This window comes from Corynebacterium sp. HMSC064E07, from assembly GCF_001815745.1.
Taxonomy (GTDB): domain Bacteria; phylum Actinomycetota; class Actinomycetes; order Mycobacteriales; family Mycobacteriaceae; genus Corynebacterium; species Corynebacterium jeikeium_D.
The window spans coordinates 148,675-159,899 of record NZ_KV821815.1 but is presented as its reverse complement, the minus strand read 5'-3'; the positions used below and the strand labels follow the sequence as shown (position 1 = coordinate 159,899).

The window sequence follows — 11,225 nt, the reverse complement described above, 5'->3', positions numbered from 1 at the left end:
CCCCATTATCGGGGACACTCACAAGGTAACGGGCGGGGCTAAACAGCAGCCGAGTCGCCGCTGGCGCTGTCGCCGTCGTCAAGCGCGGCAACCAAATCGCGGTGCGCACGAGTTCCGATCGTGGTCGGCATTAACACACCGCTGAAACGTGGAATCTCGCTGTAAGTTGCCACTCGTTATACAAAGTTGTCGAATTTGTTAGCAAACGGCTGGCACGTGGGGTTCGTTCGTGATGCCAGAACGGGAAATGAGAGGTCATATCCTGCCGTCAAGCAGGGATAATCTAGAAATTACAGAGCTCTCCGTGATGCCGGGGAAGAAGGGTACATCAAGTCTGTAATCCAGTTTTCTAAGAGCCTTTCATAACGAAATCCCTGCTGGAGGGGCTCTCTCGCAGTCATGTATTCCTAGCCGCACTGCAGATTGCCTGTGGCGGCTATAGCATCGGCATTGTCCAGACATTTCGTCTACAACACTGAGAACAGGAACGGCACATCATGGCTGACAATGCAAAGAACACTGCTAAGAACACCCCGGCAACTCAGGCTGGCTCGGACTCCGCGAATAAGGGAACCGGCCACGGCCACACTTCTATCGACGACAGCGTCGTCTCCAAGATTGCCGGTATCGCTACCCGCGAGGTCTCCGGTGTCTATGACCTTGGCGGCGGCATGGATCGCTTCGCTGGCTCCGTCCGTGAGTTTGTTTCCGGCGGCAGCGCCAACGTATCCCAGGGAATTGCTGTTGAGGTCGGCGAGCGCCAGGCTGCAGTCGACGTCACCATCATTGCCGAGTACGGCGTTGCCATCCATGAACTGGCTGAGGCTATCCGTCAGAACGTCATTAGCTCCGTTGAGCGTATGACCGGCCTCGAGGTCACTGAAGTCAATGTCGATGTTTCCGATGTTCACACCGACTACCAGACCCCGCAGGAGCGCGAAGAAGAGGCCGCTAAGCAGCGCGAAGAGCAGCGCAAGGCCATCGCGGCTGCTAACGAGCCCAAGGAACAGCCACGCGTCCAGTAGTTGACAACTATTGCGCGTCGGAGCAGGGCAGGATGGGTAGTTAGGCCCGTATAAAGGGGAATTTCATGTTCGATAATTACACAAAGACCTTCGCGACGATTGCCGTTGTCCTGTGCTTCGCCGCAATGATTGGTGGTTTCACGGGTTTTCTTGCGGTTATTGCCTTCGGAGTTCTGGCCGGTGCAGCCGGTGCGGTACTCGATGGCAAAATCGATGCGCCCGAACTCAACCGTAAGTTCAACCGAGGAGGCCGCCGACGGTGACTATCCACGTTCCAGCAACGCGTGGCACCACCGTCGTAAGCGAAAAGGCAATCCGCCGCATCGTAGAGATGGCCGTGCGCGCGGTTCCCGGCACCCTCGACCAATCCCGTGTGCTAGGGCGCGACTATCCAATTGTCTCTATCGATAGTGCGATTGCCCCTAGTTCTGCCACGACCAATGCCGTTAGTGCAGTTCGAGTCGCAGTTCGCGCCGTTGCATCATGGCCGGCGCCGACAGCGGAAATTGCGGTGCGCATTCGTTCAAGCGTCGCCGCCTGGCTCGCTGATATGGCCGGTCTTGAAAATGTCACCGTCGATGTTGACATCGACAGCGTCGAACCCGGGCACGTGCGTGTCACCCGACAGGACTTAGCGTACTTTTCAGATCACCCGCAGTTGACACCTGTCCGGGTGAACCAGCAGGTAGTAACCGCACCGCAGGTGCGGCGGGTCCCAGAAGTGCGGTCTATCGCCGTGCCGACGCCGCAGCCAGTGCGCAGTATTTCAGTACCGCAGCCACAGTCAGTGCGTAGCATTCAGCCGGTGACACCGCAGCTGGTACGCAGCGTTACTCCGCCGCGTCCAGAACGAGTACGCAGTGTCCCAGCACCTGCTCCACAACCGATGCGCTTTGTCATGCAGCCGAAGCCGCAACCAGCTGTGGCTATTAAGGCACCAAAGCCGCAACCGGCCCGTCGCGTTGTTGCGCCACCGCCGTTACCAGTGACTCGCACCTCGGCGCCGAAGCCGGTACAGGTGCGTCGCACACCAACTCCACGGCCAATACAGCTGCGAAAAGTCGCAGCACCAAAGCCGAAGTCCTTGGTGCAGGTGAGTGTCCCCCGGCAACCAAAGCTGCGTCCGGTACGAGTGCCGTCGCCACGCACAATTAACGTTAAGACGCCACGACCAGCACTACTACGGCCGGTTAAAGTGCCGCGTCCAACCCGGTTGAAACAGGTTCGCGCACCACGACAGGAGCAGCTGCGCCCGGTATCCGTGCCACAACCACGTACCGTGGTGGTAAGCACGCCAGAGCCGCGCCCACTGAAAAAGATTGAGGTGACACCCTATGACGCCGACTGAGAGGTCATCGGCCGCGGTGGTCTCGGACGAGTCAGTCGAAACTCGCCAGGGACGTGACCCGCGTCAATCACCAAAGGTCCGCGGGCTGGGAGTTTTCGCCGGTCTGTTGATGATTGCAGCGGCCATTGTCGCAGGTAGAGAAGCAATCATTAGCGCCAATAGCTCAGGTGACACCTCATGGTTACAACCGGTATTCGACTGGTTCAGCAACCCACAGGGCTCAGCCGCGTCATGGGTGTTGCTCCTCGTCGGAATCCTCGCTGCAATCTATGGGCTGGGACAGCTCATCGCGGTGTTTCTTCCCGCCCCGCGCCGGTATGTACGCGTCGATGACGATGGCAACCTGCCAGTGTGGATGCATAAGTCTGACTACCAAGAAATCCAGAATGGCACGGCACTTGCTTCCGGAACTCACGGCGGATACGAAGGTGATGACAAGTGAAAACATCAGTAAGCGTATTCGACCGAATTGTGTTGTTCCTCTTCTCAGCGCTGTTACTACTGGTAGCAACATGGGCGATTGCTAGCTACCTCGATGTCGCTCCTGCACAGTGGCTTCATGACACCGGGCGGATGGAATCCTGGGGAAAACTACCTGAGCAAAGCTGGTATGTTCCCGTCCTCGGTGTAATCACAGCGATTCTAGCGGTGGTCGGCTGCAGCCTGGTGGTCGCTAATCTGCGATCGCACCGGTTCAGCACGGTCGCCGCATCGGAATCACAGGAAAAGTTAGGAGAGGTTTCGCTGCCGGTCGCCGATGTTGCCGATGCGGTGTGCACCGATCTAGAGCGCAACGCCCACATCAACCAGGCGGATTCACGGGTCTACCGGGATAATGGAATACCCACCTTGGAAGTGACTGTGGCAATGCCACCGCAGGCGAGCCTCCCCGCCGTTGTAGCTGCCCTGAAAAACGCGGAGCGTGAAATGCGTGATGCCCTCGGCCATGCGGATATCGCCTCGACCTACAAAATCGAACTGGACCGTTAGTCAGCTTCGAGAGGCCACAACCTACAACGGCTGGCTACGTCCCCTGGCCGGAGCGGGTTTACACAGCTGCAGAGTCGCCGTTGGCGCTGTCGCCGTCGTCAAGCGCGGCAACCAAATCGCGGCGCGCACGAGCGACGCGCGAGCGAATGGTGCCCACACGACACCCTGCGATTTCCGCGGCCTCGGCGTAGGAGTAACCCAGCACCTGCGTCAAAATGAGTGCCTCGCGGCGTTCTTCCGGCAGCTGCTCCAGCAGCACGCGGGCATCAGCGAGCTCTGACCACGATTCGCCGGTCGTAAACTGCTCGGCAGCGTTTTCCACTTCCATCGCGGACTTCTTCGGGCGTGCCGAATCATGGCGGACCGAATCCACCCACACGCGCCGGGCCAGCGACAACAGCCAGGTGCGGGCAGAAGAACGCGCCGCAAAGCGGGGAAGTGCCCCCATCACGCGCAGGTACGTCTCCTGCGTTAAATCATCCGCAGCATCAACGCCGCCCAGATGTGCGACCAGACGCCACACGTCCTTCTGGGTCAGCCGCACGAACTCCGTCAGCGCAGCCTGATCACCGCGGCCGGCTTTCAGCGCCAGCTGCGTGATGTATTCGTCATTAGAGACGAGGCGTGCGGGAGTCATGGACATAGCTTAGCAACTTAAAACCTAAAGATAATTCGCCTGGCTGTACGTGGCCTCACCTGCAAAAAGCAGGCGGCGACGCAGCCAGGCGAACTAGGGCCTGAAATGCTAGAAGCGGATGGCGTCGATGGGCTTGACGCGAACGGCAATAGTGGCGGGGATGATGCCCGCCAGTGCGCCCACGAATGTCGCGACCAGCACGCCGATGACAGCGGCCGTGACGGGGTAGGCCACGGCACCGGTCTCCAGCGGCAACGCCAGCATCTTATCCAGTGGCAACTGCTTGACCGTGATGATCGAGGCAATCACGCCAACCACACCCGCCACCGTCGTGGCGACAATCGACTCCAGGAACACAGAGATAAAAATCCTGCCTGCCGACGCGCCCATTGCGCGACGAATACCAATCTCACGGACGCGGTGGCCAATGGTGACAATCGAGACCGTGAGCAGCCCCAATGCGCCAAGCGCAATCACAATGCCACCGATAATGCCCAGCGCAGTGGTGATGGTGTTATTCATCTCCTGGGAAATCTGCGTGTCCTTCTCCGACAGGGAGGTATTCACCTTCCAGCTGGGGCCGAGCTCCGCCTGGAAAATGTTGTGCAGCGCCTTCTGGTTCTCCTTTGCGGATTCTTCAGGCGTTGCGACGAGAAGCTGCGGCTCACCCACCTGTCCCTCGTAGCCGGCGTTGAGGAAGGAATCGTAGTGCGTGACGATGCTCGGGGCGTCCCACGATCCGAGGGACTTATACACTCCCACCACGGTGAACGTGGTGTTGCCCGTTTCCTTCAACCTGAAGGTTGGATGGTCGGCTAGTGCTGGGTTGCCCAGACTTTCGTAGAACTGGTCGTTGATCACGACGGGGTTCATCAAGCGCTGGCCATCGGCATCCTCTAAACGGCGTCCCTGCACGATGGTGCGGGCGTAGATGTCGAACCATCCCGGGTCAGCGGCGATCAGCTCGGGAGTACCTGGCGAAAAACACTCGTAATCATCCGGGGCGCAGTCATCCATATTTTGCTCGGGAGTCGCTGGCTGCATTCGAACTCGCGACCACAAGTTGGCGTGAGTGGTCTCCACCAGGCGGTGGGTGGCAGCGGAAAAGGCGTCGTTGATAGACCCGTCTGGGTTGATGACGCTCAAATCGTCCGGGCCGTTTCCGCCGGTGCCCTCGCCGCCGAAGCTTCCAAAGCTATCGGCCATTGTGCCGGCGCTGCCGTCACCGCTGAAGCCACCGTCGCCGAAGTTACCGCCTTCCTCGGAATCGGAATTACCCGCTCCGGCCGTCAACGTGACCGTTCCGGCGACACCCGTGCTCTGTGCGGTGACCGCATCCTGAGAGCTGGTGAGAATATTGCCAAGTGCGATAACCGTAGTCATCGCCCACACTGCGGCGGCCACACTGACCAGCGACAGCATGATGCGGCCACGGTTAATGCGCAGCTCATGCCACGCTTCCAGCAGAGCGCCGAGATAAGGCGTTGCTGCATAGAGGAAGGAAGGCCGTGACTTCGATTCGGTTTCATTATTCGTCGTCATCAGCAACCTCCTCGGAGCCGTGCATGACGTTGGCAGCAGATAGCAGGACGGAGTCGGCGTGCAACTGACCGTCGCGAAGCTCAAGCACACGATCGCCGCGCTCGGCGACCTCTAAATCGTGTGTGATCAGAATCAATGCGGCGTTGTTTTCCGCCGCGACTTCTTCGAGCAAATTCATGACGATCTTGCCGGTGTCGACATCGAGCGCACCGGTGGGCTCATCGGCAAGAATGAGTTGCGGTTGGCGCACGAGCGCGCGGGCAATAGCCACACGCTGCTGTTCACCACCGGAAAGCTGGGAAGGCGTGGCCTCTAGGCGATCGCCCAGGCCGACGCGCTCCAGCATCGCGGCGGCGAGCTCGGTGCGATTCCAAAACTTCTCGCCCCGGTCGTACATCAGCGGAACCTCGACGTTTTCCAGCGTGGTGCGGGAGGGGAAGAGGTTGAATTGCTGGAAGACGAATCCCAAATTATCGCCCCGGAGAGCAGCGCGTTTCCTGTCCGACAAAGTGGAAATATCAGTGCCGTCGAACGTGTACGTGCCGGAATCCGGCAAATCGAGCATGCCAATGATGTTCAGTAGCGTTGACTTACCCGAACCGGACTGGCCGACAATGCTGAGGTGCTCGCCGCGTGGCACGTCGAGGTCGATGCCTTTCAAAATAGGCAGCTCCTCGCCGTTGGGGAGCGTCACTGTTCGAGTGACTGCGGTCAAACTAAGCATGGCGCGGGCCTACTTTTCAGAGCCAGCGTCATCGCCGGACTCATCGAAGCCAGTGTCGCTGCCATCACCAGTGCCGTCGCCGGCGGACTCGTCCTTGTAGGAAGGCACGTACTCCAAGACCTGCTGGCCTTCCTTCAGGCCGCGCTTGATCTCAATGAAAGTGCCATCGTTGGCGCCCAGCTCAACCTTGATCTTTGTGGGCTTGCCGCCATCCTTAGCTGGAGCGTAGACGACACCTTCGCGGAAGCGTCCCTCCACTGCGGTCACCGGTAGTGCCGGGACCTCCGAGGTGGTGCCACTGCCAAGAATCAGCGTGGCAGGAACACCTTCGTAGACGGTCTGATCTGCGGGAATATCGCAGCGTAGCTGTGGGCCGCCCGAGGAATTTCCAGCAGCGGCGGCGCCCATGCCAGCGCCATCCCCGGCGCCAGTGTTCTGCGAGCCCGCGCTACTTCCCGTGACGGTCTTCACCGAATCGCACAAAAACGGTGCCGGGCCATCGGTGATAGCGAGGCGGCCATTGTTAATCGAGTCTCCCAGCGTGTACAGCTGGCTCGGCTTAATAGGTGCTACGGCGTGGAAGCTGTTCGGCGAAATCGTGCCAATCTCCTGGCCGATCTCAACCGTCTGGCCGATGACGATATCCCACTGCACAGTGCCAGAAGCCTTAGCGGTGATGTTTCCCCAAGTCACGGTAGTTTCGGGTGCGGCGGCTGCGGCGTTTTCTTCATCGGAATCCGCGCCGCCGGAGGTGCTGGCAGTCTCAGATACCGAGGTCTTCTTCACCTGAAGCAGGTTTTGCCCCTCTACGGCGTTGCCGCCGCTGTTGACATAGGCGTCAGTGATTTCACCGGAAGCGTTGGCGCGGATCACGGTGGGCTCGTCCGGGACGATGGTGGCAGACAGCTTCTGCGTGTTATTGATCCGCTGAGGGGATAGCTCCGTGGTGGGCTGGGAGAAATCACCGGTTGCTTGCGCATAGTCCTCGTCGTTAGCGGGGAAGAATGCGATCTTGAGAAGCGCAACGGTCGCCAGCAACGCCAGCGTGTACTTGAAGACTGTGAGCGCTTTTGCGCCCCTCCCTTGTTTTTTCATGTCTGCAGAAGTATCCGATCAGAATCCAAATTGACAGCGTGGTACGCGTGAAATCCTACCCTTAACCCCCGTGGGCAGTGGTAGTGCTGGCTATACCTTTTATTCAGTGCTGATAGGTATTGCATGAAAGCGCGGTAAGTGCTTTTCGACGGCCATCGCGTGTGGTTTTCGCGGAGGGAATTTTGCCCTTTTTAGGGCCGAGTGTTTGCGGCTGATACAGCGAACCTAATCGGACTAATAATTAAGGCCACATATCAATCGCGGGAGACTAATAGGAAAAATATGAAACTTCGTGTAGGGTGGAAAACGTCAGGGCATGTTGTGACTGCCATCTAGCCCCTGTCTTTAGGAGGAAATCCCCATGTCCAATCTCTATGAAGGTTCCAATGGTCCGACCACTCGCCTCAACGGTGCGCCGGTTCCTACAGAGCAGCACTCGCTAACCAATGGCCCACAGGGAGGTATTAACCTCCACGACATCCACCTGCTGGAGAAGCTCGCGCACTTCAACCGCGAGCGCATTCCGGAGCGCGTTGTTCACGCTAAGGGTGCAGGTGCTTTCGGTGAACTGACCATCACCGAGGATGTCTCCAAGTACACCAAGGCTGCAGTATTCCAGCCGAACACGGTCACGCCGATGCTGGCGCGATTCTCCACTGTCGCAGGTGAGCAGGGCTCCCCGGATGGCTGGCGTGACGTGCGCGGCTTTGCACTGAAGTTCTACACCGAAGAGGGCAACCTCGATATCGTGGGCAACAACACGCCAGTGTTCTTCATCCGCGATGGCATTAAGTTCCCGGACTTCATCCACTCTCAGAAGCGCCTGCCGGACACAGGTTTGCGCGACGCCAATATGCAGTGGGATTTCTGGACTGCCTCTCCGGAGTCCGCTCACCAGGTCACTTACTTGATGGGTGACCGCGGTATTCCGAAGGACTTCCGTCATATGGATGGCTTCGGTTCTCACACCTATCAGTGGATTAACGCTGAAGGGGAGCGTTTTTGGGTTAAGTACCACTTTAAGACTCGCCAGGGCTGGGAGTTCCTGACGGATGATGAAGCCGCCGAGCTGGTTGGCGAAAACACCGACCACGCTCGCCAGGATCTCTTCGAGGCGATTGAGCGCGGCGACTACCCAACCTGGGACGTCAAGGTGCAGATCATGCCTTACGACGAGGCCGCCAGCTACAAGGTGAACCCGTTCGACCTGACCAAGACCTGGTCTCAGAAGGACTACCCGCTGATTCCGGTCGGCCACTTCACTCTGAACCGCAATCCGGGCAACTTCTTTGCTGAGGTTGAGCAGGCCGCTTTCGCACCGTCGAATACGGTCCCGGGTGTCGGCTTCTCGCCGGACAAGATGCTGCTGGCGCGTGTGTTCTCCTACGCTGATGCGCACCGCTACCGTCTTGGCGTCAACAGCGATCAGCTGCCGGTGAACCAGTCTCGCTGCCCAGTGAATTCCTTCTCGCAGGATGGTGCGGCCACGTACTACTACTCGGATCCGAAGTTGCCGGTTCACGGCTCCAACGCCACTGCTCGCGGTCCGGAGGCCGATACTGCGGCTGCAGCTAAGGCTGCTGGTTGCCCAGTGCGCTCCGGTCACGCCGGCCAGGTCGATGCTGGTGCCTTTGGTCAGTGGGAGAGCGTGGGCGAAGAGTTCTACGCTGGCGCCTACGTGCAGCACCCTGAGGATGATGACTTCTCGCAGCCAGGCGACCTTGTTCGCAACGTGATGGACGATACCGAGCGCGATCGCTTGGCAAACAACATCGTCGGTGCCATGCAGGGTGTCTCCCCAGAGGTGGAGCAGCGTGTCTATCAGTACTGGGCCAACGTTGATTCCTGGCTCGGTGCCGAGGTGGAAAAGCGCTTTAAGGCAACGAAGTAAAGCAACCGCGTAGGGCTGTGCAGTAAAACCGCAGAGTAGAGCTGCACAGTCACGCGGTAGATCAAAGTAAATAGAAAAGCGTTAGCCCTGCAAATGGTTGAACCATCTGCAGGGCTAACGCTTTATTTAAAACTTCTGTCTGTGCATGACAGCCACGGCTTTGTGGTTGCCTGCACGCCGGCCCGGTTTGGGCGGCTAAGGAACAACCCTAAGTGTGAGCTGTTTTAGGCACCGATGCCCGGCAGGCTCGGGGAGCCGTTGAAAAGCGACTTCGGAGCAGCTGCAGCCTCGTCGGCTTCTTCGGCGGACTCGGACACCTCTCGACCCTGTTCGGCAGCGTCGGAGACACTATCAGCCTCAACGCCGGAGACGTGGGTGGAGTTGTCGTTGTGGGTGGACTGATCGTTCGTGATGTTGATGTCCATGAAGTCGCGGCCGAACGGAGCGTTCCAGTCACCGGTTTCCAGGAGGGTCAGGTCACCATCGATGGTCGGGTTAATCTCGAAGGTGACGTTGACGGTCGGGCCGGAAGGCATTGCTTCCAGAACCTCAACGATAGGAGTGACGTCCATTTTTGGTGTTCCTTTTAGACAGTAACGAAATGAAGAATATCGGTTTTAACTGAACAATAAACCGCAGTCTTTATTAGAGACTGGCGGTTTATTGTGTCAAGGATTGGCGGAGCTATTGTCCTGCCATGAAGCCCAGGAGCTTACTTGGCGCCGATGCCAGAGATGCTCGGGTTCAGGAAGTCGAACTTACGCTGGTCGGACTTGTCGACGGTGGTCTCCGGGTTCAGGAAGTCGGAAACCTCGACGTCGTGGGAGTCGTGGGTGGAGTGGTCGTCGGTGACGGAGATGTCCAGGAAGTCGTTACCGAACGGCAGGTTCAGGTCGCCACCGACGTTAGCGAAGTTGACGTCGTTGCCAGCCAGCTGCTCGAAAGCCGGCAGCGGGCTCTCGACGGTGACGGCCGGAAGGGCTTCGAGGATGGTTGCGATATCTTCTGCGGAGCAGGACATGAGAAAATCCTTAGGTTCTCGGGGGTAAAGATTTTGAGTCGCTCTTGGCTGACTCACAGAAATTAAGTTAACCGATGGGGCAAGGGGCTGCAATGAAAAAATAAGTGCCTCGATCCGCTTTCGGTCGGTTGCGTCCCTCAAAGCTCGCTCAAATTCGCCTAAAAACATTGGAAAGAGGGCGGTTTTGTGGTGTCTGTGACGACTCCGGCCTCTGCCTGAATATCGGATGACAAAAGCGTTGTTTTCTTAAAATTTACCGGGATTGCATTGATTGTTTTGTTCTTGGTGTCACAAAGGTGCAGGCAAACGGCAAATTCATCACAAATGATAACTAAGGGTTCCCTAAGTAAGGGAAACCAAAGTTTAGTAAATGGCAAAAACTGCCACTCAATTTAGGGGCATAAGCGGGGTTAACGAGCGGGCCATAGCCCATGAGAGGTACATCACATTGTGGGAGGCCAAAAGTGTGGGGAAATATACCCCCTTTTGGGTAGGCCGGGTGGCCTAAAGGGGGTGTCGGAGCGCGCTGAGGGGTCGCTGTGAAACTGGCCGCTAACGGTGTGTTCAGGACGTTTCCCGCGCCGCTAGCTACCGCTCCGGGACGTAGTCCTCAGCGGAGCCGTCACGGGCACCCAGCACCGCGCGTCCAAGTACTTCGGAGGCGACGGTAGCGACGACCAGGACAGCAACAATGGCCAGAATGGCGGTGAGGGTTTTGCCCCACGTCAGATCGCCCTGGTCGGCCTCTAAGACCAAGTTGGCAATCACCAGCGCGGGGATGCCCACCATGATTCCGGCGGAAAGTTGGTTCAACCGGCTCAGGGCATCTTTAGAGCGCCACATGGCCACGCCCGCCAGGAGCAGGTACAGAGATCCGCCAATGACCAGCACGGCAAACAAGATAGTTACAAGGATTGAAGCGATACTCATAGTGCGATTCGTCCTTAATCGG

General features: G+C 58.2%; 13 protein-coding genes. 6 read left to right on the top strand and 7 right to left on the bottom strand.

Annotated elements, in window-relative coordinates:
* Nucleotides 1-497: 497 nt before the first annotated feature.
* The 5 genes from HMPREF3053_RS06490 to HMPREF3053_RS06470 all read left to right on the top strand — a co-directional run bounded on the left by HMPREF3053_RS06490 (nucleotide 498) and on the right by HMPREF3053_RS06470 (nucleotide 3,363).
* On the top strand, nucleotides 498-1,025 hold the full coding sequence (locus tag HMPREF3053_RS06490) for an Asp23/Gls24 family envelope stress response protein (RefSeq protein ID WP_016421902.1): 528 nt from the start codon (nucleotides 498-500) through the stop codon (nucleotides 1,023-1,025).
* A 65-nt stretch (nucleotides 1,026-1,090) separates the two neighbouring features.
* Complete coding sequence (locus tag HMPREF3053_RS06485) at nucleotides 1,091-1,288, top strand: hypothetical protein (RefSeq protein ID WP_016421903.1); 198 nt, start codon at nucleotides 1,091-1,093, stop codon at nucleotides 1,286-1,288.
* Nucleotides 1,285-2,373, top strand: coding sequence for an Asp23/Gls24 family envelope stress response protein (locus HMPREF3053_RS06480; protein ID WP_016421904.1), 1,089 nt, complete (start codon nucleotides 1,285-1,287; stop codon nucleotides 2,371-2,373). The genes HMPREF3053_RS06485 and HMPREF3053_RS06480 overlap by 4 nt, the downstream gene beginning before the upstream one ends.
* Nucleotides 2,360-2,815, top strand: coding sequence for a hypothetical protein (locus HMPREF3053_RS06475; RefSeq protein ID WP_049192916.1), 456 nt, complete (start codon nucleotides 2,360-2,362; stop codon nucleotides 2,813-2,815). The genes HMPREF3053_RS06480 and HMPREF3053_RS06475 overlap by 14 nt, the downstream gene beginning before the upstream one ends.
* Nucleotides 2,812-3,363 (top strand): hypothetical protein, encoded by a 552-nt coding sequence (locus HMPREF3053_RS06470; RefSeq protein WP_070767449.1) that lies wholly within the window; start codon nucleotides 2,812-2,814, stop codon nucleotides 3,361-3,363. Before HMPREF3053_RS06475 ends, HMPREF3053_RS06470 begins: the two co-directional genes overlap by 4 nt.
* A 58-nt stretch (nucleotides 3,364-3,421) precedes the next feature.
* Here HMPREF3053_RS06470 and HMPREF3053_RS06465 read toward each other — a convergent pair whose 3' ends face one another.
* The 4 genes from HMPREF3053_RS06465 to HMPREF3053_RS06450 all read right to left on the bottom strand — a co-directional run bounded on the left by HMPREF3053_RS06465 (nucleotide 3,422) and on the right by HMPREF3053_RS06450 (nucleotide 7,361).
* The gene (locus tag HMPREF3053_RS06465) at nucleotides 3,422-4,006 is read right to left on the bottom strand and encodes an RNA polymerase sigma factor (RefSeq protein WP_172954594.1); all 585 of its coding nucleotides are present in this window, start codon (nucleotides 4,004-4,006) and stop codon (nucleotides 3,422-3,424) included.
* 102 nt (nucleotides 4,007-4,108) lie between these two features.
* Nucleotides 4,109-5,542 carry an ABC transporter permease gene (locus HMPREF3053_RS06460; RefSeq protein ID WP_070767448.1) on the bottom strand — a complete coding sequence of 478 codons (1,434 nt, stop codon included), beginning with the start codon at nucleotides 5,540-5,542 and terminating at the stop codon, nucleotides 4,109-4,111.
* Nucleotides 5,529-6,266, bottom strand: a complete 738-nt coding sequence (locus HMPREF3053_RS06455) for an ABC transporter ATP-binding protein (protein WP_070767447.1) — start codon at nucleotides 6,264-6,266, stop codon at nucleotides 5,529-5,531. Before HMPREF3053_RS06455 ends, HMPREF3053_RS06460 begins: the two co-directional genes overlap by 14 nt.
* 9 nt (nucleotides 6,267-6,275) lie before the next feature.
* Complete coding sequence (locus HMPREF3053_RS06450; protein ID WP_070767446.1) at nucleotides 6,276-7,361, bottom strand: efflux RND transporter periplasmic adaptor subunit; 1,086 nt, start codon at nucleotides 7,359-7,361, stop codon at nucleotides 6,276-6,278.
* A gap of 361 nt (nucleotides 7,362-7,722) precedes the next feature.
* Here HMPREF3053_RS06450 and HMPREF3053_RS06445 point away from each other — a divergent pair, with 361 nt between their 5' ends.
* Nucleotides 7,723-9,252, top strand: a complete 1,530-nt coding sequence (locus tag HMPREF3053_RS06445) for a catalase (protein ID WP_070606866.1) — start codon at nucleotides 7,723-7,725, stop codon at nucleotides 9,250-9,252.
* A 224-nt stretch (nucleotides 9,253-9,476) separates the two neighbouring features.
* Here the strand turns inward: HMPREF3053_RS06445 and HMPREF3053_RS06440 are convergent, their stop codons facing one another.
* The 3 genes from HMPREF3053_RS06440 to HMPREF3053_RS06430 form a co-directional block, all read right to left on the bottom strand.
* Entirely contained in the window at nucleotides 9,477-9,824 is a 348-nt protein-coding gene (locus HMPREF3053_RS06440; protein ID WP_016421912.1) for a hypothetical protein, read from the bottom strand.
* A gap of 140 nt (nucleotides 9,825-9,964) precedes the next feature.
* Nucleotides 9,965-10,273 (bottom strand): hypothetical protein, encoded by a 309-nt coding sequence (locus HMPREF3053_RS06435; protein ID WP_016421913.1) that lies wholly within the window; start codon nucleotides 10,271-10,273, stop codon nucleotides 9,965-9,967.
* Nucleotides 10,274-10,861: 588 nt separating this feature from the next.
* Nucleotides 10,862-11,203, bottom strand: coding sequence for a monovalent cation/H(+) antiporter subunit G (locus tag HMPREF3053_RS06430; protein WP_016421914.1), 342 nt, complete (start codon nucleotides 11,201-11,203; stop codon nucleotides 10,862-10,864).
* Between the last annotated feature and the right edge of the window lie 22 nt (nucleotides 11,204-11,225).